This window comes from Microbacterium sp. TPD7012 (genome assembly GCF_003075395.1).
In the GTDB taxonomy this organism is placed as follows: domain Bacteria; phylum Actinomycetota; class Actinomycetes; order Actinomycetales; family Microbacteriaceae; genus Microbacterium.
Map to the genome: position 1 here is coordinate 538,189 of NZ_QDFV01000001.1, position 19,551 is coordinate 557,739.

20 protein-coding genes are annotated in these 19,551 nt (G+C 68.9%); 12 read left to right on the plus strand and 8 right to left on the minus strand.

Translation table 11 applies throughout. From position 1 onward, the window contains the following. The first annotated feature begins 2 nt into the window (after positions 1–2). Genes DC434_RS02585 through DC434_RS02600 form a run of 5 tightly spaced genes read left to right on the plus strand, consistent with a single transcriptional unit; the run spans position 3 to position 4,818 of the window. Positions 3–968: an ABC transporter substrate-binding protein gene (locus tag DC434_RS02585; RefSeq protein WP_116633690.1), complete on the plus strand. Its 966-nt coding sequence runs from the start codon at positions 3–5 to the stop codon at positions 966–968. Further along, positions 965–1,864, plus strand: a complete 900-nt coding sequence (locus DC434_RS02590; protein ID WP_243408771.1) for a siderophore-interacting protein — start codon at positions 965–967, stop codon at positions 1,862–1,864. Before DC434_RS02585 ends, DC434_RS02590 begins: the two co-directional genes overlap by 4 nt. After that, entirely contained in the window at positions 1,845–2,942 is a 1,098-nt protein-coding gene (locus tag DC434_RS20220; protein WP_243408772.1) for an iron chelate uptake ABC transporter family permease subunit, read from the plus strand. The genes DC434_RS02590 and DC434_RS20220 overlap by 20 nt, the downstream gene beginning before the upstream one ends. Next, positions 2,939–3,994: an iron chelate uptake ABC transporter family permease subunit gene (locus DC434_RS02595; RefSeq protein WP_207769873.1), complete on the plus strand. Its 1,056-nt coding sequence runs from the start codon at positions 2,939–2,941 to the stop codon at positions 3,992–3,994. The genes DC434_RS20220 and DC434_RS02595 overlap by 4 nt, the downstream gene beginning before the upstream one ends. After that, positions 3,991–4,818, plus strand: a complete 828-nt coding sequence (locus DC434_RS02600; protein WP_116633692.1) for an ABC transporter ATP-binding protein — start codon at positions 3,991–3,993, stop codon at positions 4,816–4,818. The genes DC434_RS02595 and DC434_RS02600 overlap by 4 nt, the downstream gene beginning before the upstream one ends. Before the next feature lie 32 nt (positions 4,819–4,850). On the opposite strand, the gene DC434_RS02605 is transcribed toward DC434_RS02600, so the two are convergent. Genes DC434_RS02605 through DC434_RS02625 form a run of 5 tightly spaced genes read right to left on the minus strand, consistent with a single transcriptional unit; the run spans position 4,851 to position 9,675 of the window. Next, on the minus strand, positions 4,851–5,273 hold the full coding sequence (locus DC434_RS02605) for an ATP-binding protein (protein ID WP_116633693.1): 423 nt from the start codon (positions 5,271–5,273) through the stop codon (positions 4,851–4,853). Continuing rightward, complete coding sequence (locus DC434_RS02610; RefSeq protein WP_116633694.1) at positions 5,263–5,595, minus strand: STAS domain-containing protein; 333 nt, start codon at positions 5,593–5,595, stop codon at positions 5,263–5,265. The genes DC434_RS02605 and DC434_RS02610 overlap by 11 nt, the downstream gene beginning before the upstream one ends. Next, positions 5,579–7,543 carry a glycosyltransferase family 2 protein gene (locus tag DC434_RS02615; RefSeq protein ID WP_116633695.1) on the minus strand — a complete coding sequence of 655 codons (1,965 nt, stop codon included), beginning with the start codon at positions 7,541–7,543 and terminating at the stop codon, positions 5,579–5,581. The genes DC434_RS02610 and DC434_RS02615 overlap by 17 nt, the downstream gene beginning before the upstream one ends. Beyond that, the gene (locus DC434_RS02620) at positions 7,540–8,700 is read right to left on the minus strand and encodes a GAF domain-containing SpoIIE family protein phosphatase (protein ID WP_116633696.1); all 1,161 of its coding nucleotides are present in this window, start codon (positions 8,698–8,700) and stop codon (positions 7,540–7,542) included. Before DC434_RS02620 ends, DC434_RS02615 begins: the two co-directional genes overlap by 4 nt. Positions 8,701–8,742: 42 nt before the next feature. After that, entirely contained in the window at positions 8,743–9,675 is a 933-nt protein-coding gene (locus DC434_RS02625; RefSeq protein WP_243408773.1) for a hypothetical protein, read from the minus strand. 46 nt (positions 9,676–9,721) lie between these two features. On the opposite strand from DC434_RS02625, the gene DC434_RS02630 reads away from it, so the two are divergent. The 5 genes from DC434_RS02630 to DC434_RS02650 all read left to right on the plus strand — a co-directional run bounded on the left by DC434_RS02630 (position 9,722) and on the right by DC434_RS02650 (position 15,392). Beyond that, positions 9,722–10,882, plus strand: coding sequence for a DUF4185 domain-containing protein (locus DC434_RS02630; protein WP_116633697.1), 1,161 nt, complete (start codon positions 9,722–9,724; stop codon positions 10,880–10,882). 131 nt (positions 10,883–11,013) lie between these two features. Then, positions 11,014–12,381, plus strand: coding sequence for an extracellular solute-binding protein (locus tag DC434_RS02635; protein ID WP_116633698.1), 1,368 nt, complete (start codon positions 11,014–11,016; stop codon positions 12,379–12,381). Positions 12,382–12,455: 74 nt separating this feature from the next. Next, the gene (locus DC434_RS02640) at positions 12,456–13,382 is read left to right on the plus strand and encodes a sugar ABC transporter permease (RefSeq protein WP_116633699.1); all 927 of its coding nucleotides are present in this window, start codon (positions 12,456–12,458) and stop codon (positions 13,380–13,382) included. 10 nt (positions 13,383–13,392) lie between these two features. Further along, entirely contained in the window at positions 13,393–14,280 is an 888-nt protein-coding gene (locus DC434_RS02645) for a carbohydrate ABC transporter permease (RefSeq protein ID WP_243408774.1), read from the plus strand. A gap of 11 nt (positions 14,281–14,291) precedes the next feature. Further along, complete coding sequence (locus DC434_RS02650; protein ID WP_116633701.1) at positions 14,292–15,392, plus strand: DUF4185 domain-containing protein; 1,101 nt, start codon at positions 14,292–14,294, stop codon at positions 15,390–15,392. Positions 15,393–15,401: 9 nt separating this feature from the next. On the opposite strand, the gene DC434_RS02655 is transcribed toward DC434_RS02650, so the two are convergent. Next, entirely contained in the window at positions 15,402–16,244 is an 843-nt protein-coding gene (locus DC434_RS02655) for a PhzF family phenazine biosynthesis protein (protein WP_116633702.1), read from the minus strand. A gap of 140 nt (positions 16,245–16,384) precedes the next feature. Between DC434_RS02655 and DC434_RS02660 the strand changes: the two genes are divergently transcribed. Continuing rightward, positions 16,385–16,825, plus strand: coding sequence for a DoxX family protein (locus DC434_RS02660; protein ID WP_116633703.1), 441 nt, complete (start codon positions 16,385–16,387; stop codon positions 16,823–16,825). A gap of 28 nt (positions 16,826–16,853) precedes the next feature. On the opposite strand, the gene DC434_RS02665 is transcribed toward DC434_RS02660, so the two are convergent. After that, positions 16,854–17,987: a glycoside hydrolase family 172 protein gene (locus DC434_RS02665; protein ID WP_116633704.1), complete on the minus strand. Its 1,134-nt coding sequence runs from the start codon at positions 17,985–17,987 to the stop codon at positions 16,854–16,856. 102 nt (positions 17,988–18,089) lie between these two features. On the opposite strand from DC434_RS02665, the gene DC434_RS02670 reads away from it, so the two are divergent. Continuing rightward, positions 18,090–19,073 carry a LacI family DNA-binding transcriptional regulator gene (locus DC434_RS02670; protein ID WP_116633705.1) on the plus strand — a complete coding sequence of 328 codons (984 nt, stop codon included), beginning with the start codon at positions 18,090–18,092 and terminating at the stop codon, positions 19,071–19,073. Between the two features lie 11 nt (positions 19,074–19,084). Here DC434_RS02670 and DC434_RS02675 read toward each other — a convergent pair whose 3' ends face one another. After that, on the minus strand, positions 19,085–19,549 hold the full coding sequence (locus DC434_RS02675) for a hypothetical protein (protein WP_116633706.1): 465 nt from the start codon (positions 19,547–19,549) through the stop codon (positions 19,085–19,087). Between the last annotated feature and the right edge of the window lie 2 nt (positions 19,550–19,551).

Consider the following 19,551-nt stretch of genomic DNA (forward strand, 5'->3'; position numbering starts at 1 on the left):
TCATGACGCCCTCCCGCACCCGTCGTCTCCGCGCCGTCGCTCTCGCGACCGGTGCCGTGTTCCTGCTCACCTCGTGCGCGTCCGCACAGGCCGGTGAAGCCGGCGGCGAGACCCTCACCATCGACACCGAGTTCGGAGAGGTCACCGTGCCGACCGAACCCCAGGCGGCGCTCGGCTTCTACACGACCGACGTCGACATCCTGATCACCCTCGGATACCCGCTGGCCGCCGAGCAGCCGATCCGCGACGACTGGGACGCGTTCCCGAGCTACTTCCCGCAGGAGGAGCTCGAGGGCATCAAGGGGTTCCACAACTACCCGGAGTTCAACTTCGAGCACATCCTCGAGGTCGGTCCGGACTTCATCCTCAACGGCATCGGCTACGAGACCGATCTGCACGACAAGCTCACGCCGATCGCCCCCACCTACACGTACAACGCCTTCGACGGCGGCGACTGGCGCGACAAGTTCGAGGCTCTGGCCGCGGACCTCGGCCGCGAGAAGCAGGCCCAGGCCTGGCTCGACGACTACGCGGCGCGCGTCGCCGAGGTCAAGGAGCAGCTCGACGCCGCGGGCGTCGCCCCGGTCGTCGCCGACATCTCGTTCTGGGACGGTCAGATCAACGTCGGCTGCTACAGCATCTCCTGCCTGGTCTTCGCCGATCTCGGCCTCGAGATCAGCCCGCTCGCCGACGGCGACGGCGACGGAAAGCCCGACAGCGACGGCACGTCCCTCAGCATGGAGCAGGTGGGACAGCTCGCCGACATCGACGTCATCTTCACCGGGGTGAGTGAAGACGGCTCCGGTCTGATCACCGACGAGGAGGCCCTGCAGGCGAACCCGCTCTGGACCGCGCTCCCCGCGATCGTGAACGGCGAGGTCCACGCGTACAACTACGAGATGAGCTACGGCTCGCCGAGCGGCCAGGACGGTCTGCTCGAGGTCGTGCGCAAGGCGCTGCTCCCGTGAGCCGCCCCGAGGTGAACCGCGTCCATCGCGTCGAGGTCGTCGAGGTCGAGCGGCTGACGCCAGGGATGGTCCGGATCGTCTTCGCCGGCGACGGGCTCGAGGGCTTCCTCTCCTCGGGTGTCGGCGACGAGTATCTGCGGCTGTTCCTGCCGAAGACCGGCCACGAGGAGCCCGTGCTCCCCTCGCCGACCGAGGACGGCTACTGGGAGTTCCCCGACGGCGTCGACTCCACCGAGGTGCGCACCTACACGGTGAGGTCGTGGGATGCCGTGTTCGGTCGTCTCGTGATCGACTTCGTCGTGCACGAGGGTGGGATCGCCGCGACCTGGGCACTGGGTGCCCGGCCGGGCCACATCGTCGGAGTGAACACCCCGCGCGGTCTGTACGACCCGCCCGAGGGCATCCGCTGGCAGCTGCTCGTCGCCGACGCGACGGGGCTCCCCGCCGCGCTGCGTCTGGCCGAGCAGGCGCCGGCGGGCGTGCGCACGCGAGTGGTGCTGGAGGTCGGCGATCCGGCCGACGAGCACCACGTCGATCTGCCCGCCGACGTCGAGCTCACCTGGGTGCACGGCGGCAACGGCCATGGTCCGAGCCGCGTCGAGGACATCGTGCGCGCGAGCGAATTCCCGCGCGAGCCGGGCTACGTCTGGGTCGCGGGAGAGACGCGTGTGACCCGCGGGGTGCGCAAGCACCTGCGGCACGAGCTGAGGCTGCCGTCGACGGCGTACAAGGTCGTCGGGTACTGGACCGCGAACTCGGAGCAGTGGAGCGAGCGCTTCGAGGCGCTCCCCGACACGGTCCGGAAGCAGCTCAGCGCGATGTGGGACGACGAGACGCGCGATGTCGAAGAGGTCGAAGACGAGTACGAGGCCACTCTTGAGGCTCACGGACTCTGAGCTCGCGCCGGCGGCGGCGGCGGTCGCCGCGCCCGCTGTGCTGACGAGCGAGGCCGTCGACAGTGCGCGGGCCGCGATCTCGGTCTCGCGCCGGCGGCGGATGCTGGGCTTCGCGCTCGCGGTCGGCGCGCTCGCCGTCTGCATCCTGCTGAGCTTCACGATCGGCTCCCAGCGGCTCTCGATCGAGCAGATCATCGCTGCTCTCCAGGGCACCGGCACCGAGGCGTGGACGATCATCCGTGACCTTCGCGGACCACGGACAGCGCTCGGCATCCTCGTCGGTGCCGCGCTCGGCATCGCCGGCGCCCTGATGCAGGCATTCACGCGGAACCCGCTGGCCGACCCCGGCATCCTCGGGGTGAACGCGGGCGCGGCGTTCGCCGTGGCCGCGGGTGCGGCGGCCTTCGGAATCACCACCCTGTCGGGCACGATCTGGTTCGCGCTCCTCGGTGCGATCGCCACGACCTTCGCGGTGTGGGCGATCGGCGCCTCCGGCCGTCGCGGCGTCGACCCGCTGCGGATCACCCTCGCCGGCGTCGCGATCGGGGCGTTCCTCAGCGGCATCACCTCGGGCATCACGCTCCTGCTCCCGGAGGTCTTCGACCGGATGCGCGGCTGGAACGCCGGGAGCATCGCCAGCGTGCCGTCCGAGCAGATCGGATGGGTGCTGCCGTTCCTGCTCGTCGGGTTCGTGCTCGCCTTCGCGGTGGCGCGGCCGTTGAACGCGGTCGCGCTGGGCGACGACCTCGCCGTGTCGCTGGGGTCGCGGATCGTGCGCACCCGCGTGCTCGCGATCATCGCGGCGACGCTGCTGTGCGCCGCCGCGACCGCTGTCGCCGGGCCGATCGGCTTCGTCGGTCTCATGGTGCCGCACGCCGTGCGCTGGTTCACCGGGCCGGACCAGCGCTGGATCTTCGCCGGGAGCCTGATCGCCGCACCCGTGCTCGTGCTCGCGAGCGACATCGTCGGCCGCGTCGTGCTGCGCAGCGGCGAACTGCCCGTCGGCATCGTCACCGCCTTCGTCGGGGCGCCGGTGCTGATAATGCTCGTCCGCCGCCGAGGGGCGAGCGCCCTGTGAGCGTGCACGTCGAGCGCGGGTACCGCACCTGGCTGCTCCGATCGAAGAACGGCGGCGTCAGCATCCTCGTCCGACGTCGCCCCGTGGTGGTCGTGACGGCACTGGTCCTCGCTGCGGCGGCGGTCGCCGTCGTGAGCCTCGGCGTCGGCGACTACGTCGTGCCGATCCCCGACGTCGTCGCCACCGTCTTCGGCTTCGGCGACTCCCGCTCGCAGTTGGTGGTCTGGGGATGGCGGATGCCGCGCGTGCTGCTCGCCCTCGCGCTGGGCGCCGCACTCGGCACCGCCGGAGCGATCTTCCAGTCGCTGACCCGCAATCCGCTCGGCAGCCCTGACATCATCGGCTTCGATTCGGGTGCGTACGTCGGCGCCCTGCTGATCATCACGACCGTCGGCACCGGATACCTCGCTGTCGCGGGCGGGGCGCTCGCCGGCGGACTCGCCACCGCGCTGCTCGTGTACGTGCTGGCCTACCGACGCGGGTTCCAGGGATTCCGGTTGATCATCGTGGGCATCGCCGTCTCCGCGATGCTCGCCTCTGTCAGCACCTGGGTCATCCTGGACACCGAACTGAACATCGCTCTCGCCGCATCGGCGTGGGGGAGCGGATCGCTCAACGTGGTCGGGTGGCCGCAGGCGGCACCCGCCGTCGCAGTCCTCGTCGTGCTGTGGATCGTCGCCGCCATGCTGTCGCGCGGCATGCATGCGCTCGAGGTCGGGGATGACGCCGCGGTCGCGTTCGGCGTGCGCACCGGGCGCGTGCGGCTCCGGCTGGTGGTGCTGGGCGTCGCCTTCACGGCGACGGCCACCGCGGCAGCCGGACCGATCGCCTTCGTGTCGCTCGCCGCCCCGCAGCTGGCGCGGCGGCTGACCCGCTCCGCCGGCGTCACGCTGTCGGCCTCGGCGGCGATGGGAGCGCTGCTGCTCGTCGTGAGCGATCTGATCGCCCAGCGGATCTTCGCGCCGTCGCAGCTCCCCGTCGGCGTGATCACCGTCGCCCTCGGCGGCGCGTACCTCATCTGGCTGCTGATCTCGGAGGCGAGAAGACGATGACCGACACCGCTGTGCCCCTGGTGGGCGTGGAGCGCGGGTCCGACCCGCGACTGTCCGCGAAGGACGTCACTCTCGGCTACGACCGACGTGTGATCGCCGACGGACTGACGGTCGACATCCCGACCGGGTCATTCACTGTGGTCATCGGGCCGAATGCGTGCGGCAAGTCGACCCTCCTGCGCGCGCTCGCCCGGGTGATGAAGCCGTCTGCGGGCTCCATCCTGCTCGACGGCCGGGAGATCGCCGAGTTCCCGGCGAAGGAGGTCGCCCGTCGACTGGGGCTGCTGCCCCAGAGCTCGATCGCCCCCGAGGGCATCACGGTCGCCGATCTCGTGGCGCGAGGGCGGCATCCGCATCAGGGAGTGTTCCGGCAGTGGACGACGAGCGACGAGAACGCCGTTGCCCAGGCTCTGGCTGCGACCAACACCGCCGACCTCGCCGCACGGCAGGTCGAGGAGCTCTCCGGGGGACAGCGCCAGAGGGTGTGGGTCGCCATGGTGCTCGCGCAGGAGACGCCGCTGCTGCTGCTCGACGAGCCGACCACGTTCCTCGACATCGCGCATCAGTACGAGCTGCTCGAGCTGCTGCGACGTCTGCACGCCGAGGGCGATCGCACCCTCGTGGCCGTGCTGCACGACCTGAATCAGGCGGCGCGCTACGCCGACCATCTGATCGTGATGCGCGAGGGGCGCGTGATCGCCGCGGGAGCCCCGGATGAGGTGATGACCGAGCAGCTGATCGAGGAGGTTTTCGGGCTGCCGTGCACCATCATCCCCGACCCGCACACGGGCTCTCCGCTGGTGGTGCCGCGGCCCTCGCGGTGAGCTCCGACCGGGCCGGGTGACGGCGAGCCGATTCAGTCCGGGGTGCCGAGCAGACGCCGGAGGACCCAGGTGTTGCCGCCGTCATCGTAGGTGTGCACGAACTCGTCGAGCACGGTCTGCGCGAGCGCGAGCCCGCGCCCGCTCTCGCTCTCCGCGTCGGGCATGGCGACGTCGTGCCAGTCGATCGACACCGGAGGGGCCGTGTCGACCAGGGTCGCGGTGAGATCGTCTGCGGCGATGCGGATGTCGACGCGCAGCTGCACGTCGGTCGGCCCGTCGCTGTGCTGCACCAGGTTCGTGGCCACCTCGCTCACGGCCAGCGTGAACAGGGTGCGGTCCAGGTCCGGGACATGCGATGCCGCCGCCCACGCGGCGTCGAGCGCATCGAGCACGCTGTCGACGAGGGCGAGCCGCGCCGGCCCGTCGAGTCGGATGACGTGGGCGTCAGCGTCCATCGAACGCCGATTCCGGCGTGGGGTAGTCGCGCAGGACACGGTCGAGGTTCGTCAGGCGCAGCACCGTGCGCACGGCATCCGGAACCGCGGCGATCCGCAGATCGCCTCCGGCGACGCGCGCGCTCTTGAGCCCGCCGACGAGGGCTCCGAGACCCGACGAGTCGACGAACTGCAGGTCGACCATGTCGATGACGATCCGCGATTCGCCGGCGGTGATCAGATCGCCGACCGCGTTGCGGAGCAGGGGAGCTCCGGTCGCCGTGAGTCGACCGCCGAGTGCGATGACGGCGTATCCGTCGCGGGCTTCACTGTTGAGATCCATGGGACTCCTTCTCGAGGATCAGAGCGGCGGGGCCGCGGTACCGTGCGGCCTGGATGATGACGCTGAGGACGACGAGGTCGTAGAGGACCCAGGCGGTGTTGACGAGAGTGCCGGTCCCGTCGGCGGTGCCGATGAACACCCGGACGATGCCGATCACGAGTGCGATGCTGAGGACGACGATCGCGGTGAGCTGCGGCCAGATCTCGCCCCAGGGCACGCCGCGAGGATCGCGGCCGTCCTTGCGCGTCACGGCGAACGACAGCGGTCGGCCCAGCACCACGTTGGCGAAGGCGGTCGTGCACGCGCGGATCCACACCGGGAACAGCGCGAGCGAGTACTGCTGCCCGCGCCAGGTCTTGACGCCTCTCGCGACGAACAGGAACAGCAGCTGGTTCACGAGGAAGTAGGGCAGGAAGCGGGCGAAGAAGTCGACCGACCAGGCGGTCACGGGCAGCACGCCGAAGACGAGGTACACGACGGGCGCGGTGAGGTACACGATCGCCGCGAAGCCGGACAGGTAGCTCCACATCGTCGCGAAGTACATGAGACGCTGGCCGACCGACAGTCCGCGCTTGGCGAGCGGGTTGTCCCTCAGCATCACCTGGAGCGTCCCCTGCGCCCAGCGCAGTCGCTGGGTCAGCATGGTGCGCAGGTCTTCCGGGGCGAGACCCTTGGCGAGGATCTCGTGGTGGTAGACGCTGCGCCAGCCGATCGCATGCAGCTGCATGGCCGTCGCCATGTCCTCGGTCACCGAGATCGTGGCGAGCGGGAGGATCGGCTGCGCCTCGTCGCCGCGATCGAGTCGCAGAGCGTCGAGCAGCGCCCGCACGGTGTCGAGCGCCGTGATCGGGGACAGATCGGATGCCGCCAGTGCAGCGAGCCCCGCCTCGTCGACGATCACGGCGTCGAGCTGCGCGTCATGGGCGATCGGCAGCGCGCCGAGTTCCTCGAGGTCGGCGCGGATGCCGGCGAGGTCGTCGGCGATGAGGATCCGCGAGGCGTTGTCGACGGCCTCCCTGACGCCGTCCGCGACCTCGGAGACGGGGGCGCCGTCGGCCAGGTTGCGGCTTCCCCGGCGGATCGCGATCTGCAGGGCGGAGAGCTCCCGACGGAGTCGCGGGTCGGATGCCGACCGCATCTCCTTCTCGATCATCTGCTCCGAGGTGCGGAGCGCTCTCGCCGCGGAGTCGGTCACCTCGCGCACGTAGCCGATGATGCCGAGCTGCATGAGCGCCTCCCGGCGCAGCACGGCATTCGACCCGCAGAAGAAGGCGGCGTTCCAGCCGTCCTTGCCCTGCTGGATCGGCCCGTAGAACAGCGGTGCCTGGCTGCCGAGCGGATCGGCCTCGTCCACGTTCATGAACCACTGCGGCGTCTGCACGAGCGCGACCTCGGGGTCGTCGGCGAAGTAGCCCAGGGTGCGGTGCAGGATCAGCGGGTCGGGGATCTGATCGGCATCCAGGATGAGCAGAAACTCCCCATCGGTCTGGAACAGGGCGCTGTTGAGGTTCCCGGCCTTGGCGTGGCGGGGTTTGCCGGTCCAGTCGTCCGAGCGCGTGAGGTAGCCCAGGCCCGCCTCGCGCGCAGCCGCCTCGAGCTCGGGGCGGGACCCGTCGTCGAGCACCCAGGTGGTGTGCGGGTAGGCGATCCGCTTCGCGGCGCGGGCGGTGGTCATGACGAGCTCGATGGGCTCGTCATACGTCGTGATGAACACGTCGACCGTCCCCTGCGGAGGCGAGACGGGCGCGGGGCGCTCTCGGGCCCTCCACATCGTCAGGCAGAACAGGAACGTGTCGATCAGACTGTAGGTCTCGGCGATCACGAGCGGCACGGCGATCCACCACGCCGACCAGTTCACCGACTCGAGCCAGCGCCAGGCGACATAGTTCACCCCGAGCAGGACCGACAGCAGGGCGAGGATGCGGATCGTCGCGAAGCGCGCGGTCACGGCTCGCGCCTCACGACCACCACGGTGATGTCATCCGTGGCCCGTTCGTCGGAGGACAGCCGGAGCGCCTCCCGGATCGCGCCGTCCGGCCCGAGCGTCGTCAGCACGCGGTACACGTGCGCGTACGGGTCGTCGGGGTCGAGCACGTCGAGCAGGCCGTCGCTGCAGCAGACGAACGAGTCGCCCTTGTCGAGGCGCGTCGTGCGCGGCTCCCTCTCCTCGGGCGGCTGGAGGCCCATGCCCATGCCGAGAGGCAGGCTGGTCGATCGCAGGTGCTCCCACGAGCCGTCGGCGCGCAGGATGAAGGCGAGGCTGTGTCCGGCGTCGATCACCTGCAGCTCTCCCGTCTCCGGCTGCAGCTCGGCGTGCACCGCGGTGACGAACATCGACGTGTCTGCGAGGTCCTCCTCCAGCAGCCGGTCGGCGTCGGCGATCGCCTCGGCGATGCTGCGGTCGGGAGCCGTGCGCAGCGACGCGCGCACGCTGGCCGCCACGAGTGCCGGGCCGGTGCCCTTGCCCATGGCATCCGCCAGCGTGATGCGCAGTGATCCGCGGTGCATGCGGAGGTCGTAGAAGTCGCCCGCGATGCGACCGCGCGAGACCGCACCGCCCGCGATCGTGTAGCCGGGGACATCGGGGTGCTCCTGCGGGCGCAGTGCGCGCTGGATGACCGCCGCATGGTCGAGCTCGGCGTCGTTCGCGAGTTCCGACTGCACCCAGAAGGCGAGGTCGCGGAGCAGGCCCTGTTGCGCCTCGCTCAGGGTGTGCGGAACGGTGTCGAGCACGCACAGGGTGCCGATCGGTTCGCCGCCGGGGGCGTGCAGCGGGTGACCGGCGTAGAAGCGCAGATGCGGGTCGCCGACGACGAACGGGTTGTCGGCGAAGAGGTCGGTGGCGCTGGCATCCTCGACGATGACGGTGCGGTCCTGGCTGACCGTGTAGTCGCAGAACGAGTCCTGGCGTGGGGCCTCGGAACCGCCGAGCCCGATCTCGGACTTCCGCCACTGCCGGTCGCGGTCCAGCAGCGAGACGCTGACCATGGGCACGCCGAACATCTCCTTGGCCAATCGTGCCACTCGATCAACGCGCTCATCGCGCGGTGTGTCGAGGATCCCCAGTTCCTCGAGCGCTTCCTGTCTTCTTCGCTCGTCGAACATCTGCCGCCCTCCACGGTCACCTTCATCCTAGGAGGGAACGGGTCAGATCTCGTCGACCGAGAAGCGGAACGCCGCGCCCTGGCGGAACGGCTCGATGATCTCGAAGTTCTCGTAGGCCGGACCGCCGGGGATCGGCGACGCGCTCGCCCAGTACGACCAGCGGGCGTTCACGACGGCCTCGAGCTCGGGGTGCGGGTCGTCGACCCGCCAGCTCTGCACGGCGCGGCGGCCGAGGAAGCGCCAGTGCTCGGCGGTGTCGGCGGAGTACTCGACCGACCACGGGTCCTCCTCGTCACCGGTCGCGCTCACGACCGCCGCCTCTCCGTCGCGGGCGAGCGCGGACACCGGGAACCGCGCATGCTCGGCGAAGGCCGTGCCGGAGAAGTCCGGCCACAGCTCGGCCGCGGTCACGATGCGATCGGCGAGGTGCAGCCGTCGCAGTCGCGCCCAGTTGCCCATCGTCGCCGTGAGGATCAGGTGGGACAGCGGGACGGATGCCGCGTTCGCGTAGCCTGCGACCTCGACCTCGTGCGGACGGTCGGCGAAGAACCGCACGCGCACGCGGACGTCCGCCCCGTTGTCGAAGCGCTCGACGCCGATCCAGACCGTCAGGGTCTCGATGCCATCGGCGGTCTCGACGACGCCGCGTGCGGGAGGATCCCCGGCGGCCTGCTCGACGGCATCCGCGTCATCGGTCGACCAGAGACGCTTGCCGCGTTCGCCGGGGTCGAGGGTGCTGGGTTCGAGCTCGGAGAACCCGCGGTGGGTGTCGCCTGCGGGGATCGGCTCGACAGCGATGAAGTTGACGAGCCGCTCGGGCGGATGGTCGAGGTGAGGGGCGAAGACACGGAGCAGGCCTCGGGGGCCGGGGATCGGCGGGATGCCGATCTGGATGCCGTCCGGGTGGCCCCAGCGGGGCTCGGCATCGGGTGCGCCGGACGGCCGGAGCCACCCGTGTTCGGGGGAGAGGGGCATGTCGAAGACCCTAGTGATCTGAAATCGATTTCGCTAGATTCGTGGCATGCATCGTCGCAGAAGACCCCTTCGAGTCGCCGCCCGTCGAACCGCCGTCGCGGCGTCCGTCGTTCTCGCCGTCGGGCTGGCCGGCTGCGCCGGCGGACGCGCCCCGAGCGTGGACCCGGACCCGGACAAGCCCTTCGTCCTGGAGGGGATCTCGGGGCTCACCGAGATCGCGCAGCTCACCGGTCCGGGTGCCATGAACGACACGGCATCCGTCTCGGTCGCCGGCACGGATCTCGGCTCCATGGTGAACGTGGGCGACAAGACCTTCTTCCTCTTCGGCGACACGTTCGGCGAGCGTGATCCGGAGTCCATCGGCGGCCAGGGCGGCTTCTGGAGATCGAACGTCGCCGCCTGGACCACCGACGACGATCCCACGGACGGCATCGACTTCGAGGGGTGGGTGGAAGACGACATCGGGCTCGCCGGGCCGCTCATCGAAGGCGATCACGATGCCAACGGGGCCGGCGGCGAGGTGACGAAGATCCCCACCTACGGCTTCGCGATCGGCGACACGATCTACGTCTCGTACATGTCCGTGAAGTTCTGGGGCGAGCCGGGCGCCTGGGATGCGAACCGCTCCGCGCTCATCGTCTCGCGGGATGACGGCAGGACCTGGTCGCCGGTCGACGGCGTCGAGTGGCCTGGCGACTCGAACTTCATCCAGTTCGCGACCGCGCAGGTCACGGAGGGCGGTGAGGACTGGATCTACTTCTGGTCCATCCCCTCCGGCCGGTTCGGCGGGGTTCAGCTGATGCGCGTGCGCGCCACGGAGGCGGCGGTCGAGGACCAGTCGTCGTACTCCTACTTCGCCGGTCTCGACGGCGAAGCGCCGCAGTGGAGCGGCGAGATGACGGATGCCGAGACGGTCGTCGACGGCACGATCGGCGAGCTCTCGGTGATGTGGTCGACCTACCTGGAGCGGTGGATCATGACGTATTCGGATGCCGGCAGCGCCTACATCCGTGAGGGGATCACGCCCTGGGGGCCGTGGGGCGAGGCGATCGAGCTCGTGCCCGGATCGGAGTATCCGGGCCTGTATTCCCCGTACCTGAATCCCCGCTACGTCACGGAGGACGGCCGCCGCATCCACTTCACGCTCTCGCTCTGGGACCCGTACAACGTGTTCTGGTTCTCGGCCGACCTCGACCGCGCCGACTGAGATATCGGTCGCCCCGGATCCCTTGCGCATGAAATCGATTTCGCCTACTCTGGCGCTACCCGGTCACTGAGGATCGATCGGCCTGCACAGCAGCGACTCGATGAGGAGTCCGTTCCCTGAGGAGGAACAAGATGAGAATCACCACCCGCACCCGACGCACAGCGATCGCCGCTCTCGGCGCGCTGACGGTCGGCTCCCTGCTCGCCGCCTGCGGCGCGGGCACCCCCGGTGGAACGGCCGGCGGCGACGGCGGCGAAGACGGCGTCACCACGGTCCAGTTCTGGCACCGGAGCTTCACGCCGGTCGAGAACGAGTGGTACGCCGACATCGTCAAGCAGTTCAACAAGTCGCAGAGCGACATCAAGGTCGTCGACACCGAGGTCCCCGCCGATGCCTGGGATCAGAAGATGAAGGCCGCGCAGGCCGCGGGCAAGGCGCCCGACGTCTACACGAGCTCGGCCAACCTGCTCGACCTCGTCAACGCCGGCTCGGTGCACGAGCTCGACTCGATCGTCTCCGAAGACGCGCTCGGCGAGATCATGGACACCGCCACCTCGATCTCCGAGGTCGAGGGCACCCACTACGCCTACCCGCTGCTGCTCGAACCGCAGACCGTGCTCTTCTGGAACACCGACATGCTCGACGCCGCCGGCGTCGACTCCTCCGCGGCCCCCGAGACCTGGGACGACCTGCTCGCGGCCTGCGCGAAGATCCAGCCGACGCTCACGGACGGCCAGTACTGCATCTCGCCCGCGCAGGACGCGGTGACCATGGCCTGGTCCACCGTCGGACAGCAGTACAACTTCGCCGGGCACCTCGCGCTCACCGACGACTGGGCCGCGCCCGACATCGACAACGACGGCTATCGCGGGCTCATGGCGCAGTACAAGGAGCTGTGGGACAAGGGATACATGCCCAAGCAGCCGCTCGCCGCGTACGTCGGCGGTGAGGACTTCGGTCAGCAGAAGGTGGCCTTCAAGGTCTCCGGTTCGTGGATGATGTCGGAGATCGGCTCGGACTACGCCGACCTGCTCGCCAAGACGGGAGTCGGCGCGTTCCCGAGCGCGCCGGGCGCCGACGGCCGCACCGCCACCACCATGGGCAACTTCACCTGGGTGGTCGATGCCAAGAGCAAGAACGCCGAGGCCGCCGGGAAGTTCCTCGAGTGGGCCATCGCCGGAGACCCGGAGAACCTCGTGCCGTTCTTCGTCGACACCCAGTTCACCAAGGTTCCCGTTCGTCAGTCGGTGCAGGATGCCGTCGCCGCGAGCCAGGAGGCCGCGGACGCCCCGTGGTCGAGCATCATCGTCGACGAGATCGCACCCGATGCGATCGCCGGCGCGACCTACCCGTGGGACGTGAACCTCGCCGTGGGCACCGCCATGGAATCCGTGATGAAGGGCTCCGCCTCGGCGGACGACGCGATCAACACGGCCAACGCCGCGATCCAGACGGTCATCGACCGTGACGGGCTCCCCGACAAGGCGCCCAAGAACTGACATCGCCCGCTGTCCGGGGGCCGGCGGTCCCGGTCCCCGGACAGCGTCGGCCCTGAGATCGCGACGAGGTGGATATGGCCAGTCAGGCTGTGCAGGAACGCCGGGAGATCCGGCAGAGACAGAACCGGTACAAGTACCGCGACAACCGGACCGCCTACTGGTTCCTGGTGCCGCTGGTGGTGCTGCTCGGGATCTTCGTGATCTGGCCCGCCATCTACGCCGGATACCTGTCCTTCCAGGACTGGAGCTTCTACAAGGACCCGGAGTTCGTCGGCATCCGCAACTACGCGAACGTCCTGAAGGACCCGCTGTTCATCGCCACGATCGGGCGCGGCTTCCTCTTCGTGCTGATGACCGTGCCCGCGATGCTGATCCTGGCGTTCCTGTTCGCGAGCCTCGTCGTGGCGGTGTCACGACGGGCGGCGAGCGTCCTCAAGGTCAGCATCTACATCCCGACCATCATCTCCGCCGTGATCACGTCGATCATCTTCGTGCTGATCTACAACTACTCGGGCGGTCTGCTGAACGCGTTCCTGGGGATCTTCGGTGTCGACCCGATCGCGTGGATCGGCGACCCGAAGTGGGCGCTGCTCGCGGTCGCCGTCCCCGCCATCTGGCTCGGCATGGGGCTCACCTCGCTGATCATGGTCGCAGCGATGGTCGACATCCCCACCGAGTACTACGAGGCCGCCGCGATGGAGGGCGCGAACTGGGGGCAGAAGACCGCGTACATCACGATCCCGCAGATGAAGAACGTGGTCCTGTATCTGCTCATCACCGGGTTCGTCGCGGCGATCCAGCAGTTCGAGCTTCCTCTCGTCATGACGCAGGGCGGTCCGCTCGACTCGACGACCCTGCCGAACCTCTTCATCTTCAACCACTTCCGCAACGACGTGAACGTCGGCTATTCGATCGCGGCTGCGCTGCTGCTGTTCGTGGTGCTGGGAACCATCTCGGCTCTCGTGTTCAAGTTCGTCAACTCCGAGAGGCTGGTGGACTGAGATGGCCGTCATGCAGGAGACCACCCGCATCGTCCTCGCAGGCAAGGAGCCGCGCGCACAGCGCAGAGCGCCGCGCACGGCCGGCGGCTGGCTGATCGTCCTCGGCAAGGTGATCCTCGGCGCGCTCTTCGTCGTCGCCTCGCTGTTCCCGCTCGCCTGGATGGTGATCGCGGGATTCAAGTCGAAGACCGAGGTCGTCGAGACCCCGTTCCAGTTCTTCCCCGAGGTGTGGCTGTGGCAGAACTACGCGCAGATCCTCGCTGACCCGACGTTCCTGCGCACCCTGCTGTGGACGTTCTTCGGAGCCGTGCTCTTCACGGTCGGCAGCCTGGCGGTCAACTCCCTCGCCGCCTACGCCTTCGCGCGCCTCGACTTCCGGTTCAAGGGGACGATCTGGGCGATCGTCATCACGACGATGTTCATCCCGGGCATGACCATCCTGCTCACGAGCTTCATCGTCGTGACGCGCCTGTCCATGCTCGACACCCTCGGCGTGCTGGTGATCCCCGGGCTCGCCAGCGCCGGGATGGTGTTCTTCATCCGGCAGTTCTACCTGAACATCCCGAAGAGCCTCGAAGAGGCCGCGATGCTCGACGGCTGCGGCCGGTTCAGCATCTTCGTGCGGATCTTCCTGCCGCTGTCGAAGCCCCCGTTCGTGGTCATGGGCATCACGGCGTTCCTCGCGTACTGGAACTCCTATGTCTGGCCGATCCTGACCATCACCTCGCCGGAGAGGTTCGTCCTGCAGCAGTATCTGGCGACCTTCCGCTCGGAGCGCAGCACCGAGCTGGGGCTGCTCATGGCGGGGTCCGTGCTGGCGGCGGCACCGGTGATCATCCTGTTCCTGATCTTCCAGCGCCAGATCATCGGCAACATCAAGATGGCAGGTCTCAAGTAGAGGAGAGGTCGATGGAGACCCAGAACACGCACGGTGGCGGAATCAGTCGCCGAGGAGTGCTGCAGGGAGCCGCCGTGCTCGGCGCCGCGTTCGTCGCGGCGACGGCACCGGCACCACCGGCATCAGCCGCCGGATTCACGGTGACGAGGATCAAAGTGCTCGCGGGAACCCAGAGCCCGCTGCAGTACGGCGTGGGCGCGACCGATCTCGGCATCCCGGCCCGCACGCCGGACGGGCGGATGCTGTTCCTGTTCGGCGACACATGGGCCGACACCGTGGGAGGGGCGAACTGGCGCTCGCCGGTGGCGCTGTACTCGTCGACGACGAACCTCGACGCGGGCGTGACCTTCGACGGCTGCGGCGGGGCGGGCGCGAACACGCAGGGCGTGGCGCCGCAGCTCTGGTACTACCCGCACGACGCGTACTTCACGACCGTCATCCCGTCCGACGTGATCACGATCGGATCGCGGATGTACCTGCACGCGATCGTGAACGGTCCGCAGTTCGGCGCTGTGCGCTGGACCGAGCTGTGGAAATCGGACGACAACGGCGCGACCTGGCAGCACACCGGTCTGCAGTTCCCTGCCGACATGGCGGGCGGGAAGTTCCAGTGCATCACGTGGGGGCTCGGCAGCGACGGCTACGTGTACATCTACGGCACCGGATTCCAGCGCGACAAGGGCATCGTGCTCTACCGTGTGCCGTCGAACAACATGACCACGCTCTCGGCCTACCAGCCGTGGGGGTTCGCGAACGGATCCTGGGGCTGGGGAAAGCCCGTGACCGAGGTCCTGCCCGGAGGGTTCGGCGAGATGTGCCTGCGGCCCCTCGGCGGCAAGTGGATCCTCACCTGGTTCAACGCTCCCGAGTACCGGATCGACGCGATGGTGCTGAACACCCCGACCGACAACCTGTACACGGCGACCAAGACGACGCTGCTGCACGGCACCGAGTGGGGAACGGAGGATGCCTCGCACGTCGCGCAGTTGTACGGCGGATACATCATCCCCGGGTCGACGCTGTCGGATCTGCACCTCAGCGTGAGCCAGTGGCACACCGGGAACAACAGCGTCTATCACTCGGAGCAGTTCCGGGTGCAGGGACTCGTCTGAGGGCAGCGGTCAGAGCTCGACTGACCCCGAGATGACCACGTCGGCACGGCCGCCCACCCACACCTGATCGGCCTCCTGGCTGATCCGGATCCGTCCCCGGCGTCCGATGGCCGTGCCCTGTGCGGCGAGATACGGGGCGTGGGCGCGACCGCTCGCGAGCAGCCACTCCGCCGCCGCGGCGTTCAGGCTGCCGGTCACCGGGTCCTCCCGCAGCGGGCCCTCGCCGTCGGTGAAGAACGCGCGCAGCTCGAACGCGGTCTCGGATCCTTCCGGGTGAGGGCCGATCAAGCCGATGTCCCAGACGCCGGGGTGACCTGCGACATCGGGGCGGAGGCCGAGAACCGTCTCGGCGCTGTCGAGCAGCAGGCCGACCCAGCCGGGGCCGTTGTCGAGCCACTCGGCGTCGACGAGCTGCTCGCGGCTGATGCCCAGGATCTCGACCAGCTCGGTGACGAGCTCGGGCGCGACGGGGCCGGAGCGCGTCCGAGGCGGCGAGGCGAAGGCCAGTCTGTCGCCGTCCACCCGCACCGGGATCAGGCCGGCAGGGCACTGCTGGATCACCGTGCCGGGGGTCGACGGCGCGCCGCCGGCATCCAGCCACGCCCTCGCCGTTCCGAGCGTCGGATGCCCCGCGAAGGGGAGTTCGGTGCTCAGGCTGAAGATGCGCACGCGGTAGTCCGCGCCTGCATCGGTCGGCGGCAGCACGAAGGTGCACTCGGAGAGGTTCGTCCAGACCGAGAACCGTCGCAGGTCATCGTCGTCGAGGCCGTCCGCATCGAGCACGACGGCGACGGGGTTCCCCGTGCCGGGGGTGTCGCCGAACACGTCGACCTGTCGGAATCCACGCTGCATGTCTGGAGGATAGCGGGCTGACGGGCGCGCCCGCACTCGCACTCAGCAGACGGAAAGCTCGTCTTCATACCGTCGAGGGAGGGAATGCCCCTGCTCCGCGCCTGGCGCGCGCGTGTCCTGCCACGAAGGAAGAACTCCTCATGACGAACACCACCCGCCCCTCTGCCTCCGCCTCGCTGGGACTCCTCGTCCTCCGCGTCGTCGTCGGAGCCGTCTTCGCCGCCCACGGTGCGCAGAAGATCTTCGAGTACACCCTGCCCGGCACCATCGGCAGCTTCGCGGGCATGGGGATCCCCCTGCCCGAGATCGCGGCACCGGTCGTCGCCTTCATCGAGCTCGTCGGCGGCATCCTGTTGATCGCCGGGTTCTTCACCCGCCCGGTCGGCATCCTCCTCGCGATCGACATGGCCGTCGCCCTCGTCGCGGTGCACCTTCCGGCCGGACTCTGGGTCGGCGAGGGCGGCTACGAGTTCGTGGCCGTGCTCGGCGTCGCCGCGCTCGCTCTCGCCTTCACGGGCGCCGGGCGGTTCTCGCTCGACGCAGCTCTCCTGCGCGGACGCGTCCCGGCCTGGATCGCCTGAGGATCGATCGCGAGCATCCCGGACGCCGTCAGTCCTGAGGCGCCCGCGGCGGGGTCGCGCCGATGTCGGGAACCGGAGCGCTCCCTAGGTGGACCTCCAGGTCGTCGGCCGTCGGCGTCTTCGGACGCCGCGCGGTCGGTCGGTCGAGGTAGAACACGGCGGTCGAGGCGATGTCGTCGCGCAGGGGGAGGTAGCGCCAGCCGCTCCGCCAGCCGAGGGCCTGGATGTCGACCTTCGGGATGCCGGTCGCGAAGTGGATCGGATCGAGCAGGTGCCAGCGGTACATGCCGAAGCGCTGCTGGCTCACATAGAGGCCGTCCGGTCTGATCACCTGCGGCATCCCGAGATACGGGGTGGAGAACTCGGTGTAGCCCCTGCCGGGGATGTCGAAGTTCCAGGCGCCGCCGAAGTAGTCCTCGGTGCCGGTGCCGCAGATCGTCGGATACTCGGTGTCGTCGTCGAGGTAGAACTTGATCTCGCCCTCGCCCCACCAGCCGTTGGAGTTCACTCCCCAGGCGATGTACGTGCCGACGTACTGGCCCTGGCCCTCGATCCCCTCGAGGATGACGTGCGGCGTGAGGTCCTCCAGGGGGTTCGACCGACGCCACTGGGCATGGAAGTACGCGTCGTTCGAGTGGTCGCCGCCGATCTCGTACGTCACCTGGTAGTAGACGCGCACGTCGACGACCGAGGTGTTCTCGACCGTCAGGCGCGCGCCGTCCTTGAACGGCATCGGCCAGTACGAGTTGAAGCCGCCGTGCGGGTTCGCGGCGATCGTCTGCGAGTTCACCTGGGCGAACACGCCCCAGCCGTTGCAGAAGAAGTCGCCGTACGGCACCTCGACCGCCGGCTCCTCGGATCCGTCCCAGTAGGCGCGCAGCAGCAGTGTGCGCCAGTTGTCGGTGTGCGTCGTGATCCAGATATGCGTGATCTTCCCGGCACCCTCGATGTTCGCGAGCTCGAATGTCTCGCCGGCCTTGATGTCGATGCTCGGGGAGATCTTCCAGCCGGGGCCGAGGTCACGCGCGTTCCCCGCGCCCGTGCCCTCGGTCGCCCGGCCTCCGCCCCCAGCGGAACCGTCGAAGTTCTCCGGCGAGATCGAACGCGTCTGCACGGATCGCAGCGCTGCGAGGGATGCCAGGTCAGAGGAAGCAGAAGTCATGGGCGCCAATGTAATCGATTTCAGTGCAGAACTCCAGAGATCGCCTGCGCGCGCGATACTGTTGCTTCACGTCCGGCTCGACCGGGCAGGCAGTGAGGGTGCATGGCCACGATCTACGACGTCGCAGAACTCGCGGGAGTCTCTCCCGCGACGGTCTCGCGCGTCTTCAACGGCACGAGCGTGTCGGAGGAGAAGGTCGCCGCGGTCCGGGATGCCGCCGAGAAGCTGAGCTTCACACCGAATCGCACAGCACGCACCCTGCGCCGCCAGAGCTCCGAGGTGATCGCTCTGGTGATCCCCGACATCGAGAACCCCTACTTCACCGAGATGGCCCGCGGCGTCGAGGACGTGGCATCCGAAGCCGGCTACTCGGTCGTGCTCTGCAACTCCGATGCCCAGATGGAGAAGGAGGCCACGTACCTCCGGATCGCGATCGCCGAGCACATGTCCGGCGTGATCATCGCGACGGCGGACGAGGGCACCAAGCTCGACACGATCCTGGCGACCGGGCGACCCGTCGTCGCCGTCGACCGCAGCACGACCTACGACATCGACGGGGTCGTCATGGCGAACCGCGCCGCCGGGACGTCGGCGACCAAGGATCTGATCGACGCGGGGTATCGGCGCATCGCCTACATCGGCGGCCCCGAGCACATCGACACGGCGGCCGAGCGCGCCGCGGGATGGCGTACGGCGCTCGGTGCCGCGTATCCGGACCTCGACCTCGACGCGCTACAGCGGTTCGAGACGTTCCGCGTCGACGGCGGCCGTGCCGCCATGGAGGATCTCCTCTCGCTGCCGGAACCGCCGGATGCCGTCGTCGCCGGGAACAACCTCATCGGCGTCGGCGCGATCCAGGTGCTCACCGAGCACGGGCTCACGCCGCCCCACGTGGGGGTCGCCGTCATCGGCTCGCTGCCGTTCACGACGCTGTCGCCCAGTGCCGTGACCGTCGTGCGACTGCCCGCCCGCCACATGGGCGTGACCGCGGCGCGGATGCTGCTCGAGCGCATCAAGGGCGACAAGCAGCCGGCGCGCACGGTCGTGCTGCGCAACGAGGTGCAGCCCGCGAACCCTCGGTCCTGAGCGGCCTTCGCTCAGGAGGAGCCCCAGAAGCGGGTCGCCAGATTCGCGACCTCCTTGTCGAGCTCTTCGAGTCGCCGGTCGATCGACCCGAGGCGGGTGTCGACCTTGTCCTCGAGGGTGTCGAACTTGTTCTCGAGCAGATCGAACCTGGCATCGAACTGCATCTGGAAGCCGTCGAAGCGGGCGATCATCTCGTTGCGGAGCCCGGCTATCGCGTTCTCGTTCTGTCGGGAGAGCGAGGTCAGCGTGCTCTCGTTCTGTCGTGAGAGCGAGGCGAGCGTGTTCTCGCTCTGGCGGGAGAGCGAGGCGAGCGTGTTCTCGTTCTGCCCGGTCAGGACCGCGAGCGTGTTCTGGCTCTGGCCGGAGAGCGCCGTCAGCGTCCGGTCGTTCTGCCGCAGCAGCAGGGAGACCGCGCCGATCATCACGGCGGCGAACACGCCGATCAGTGTCCACACCTGCGGCTCGGTCATCTCCATGG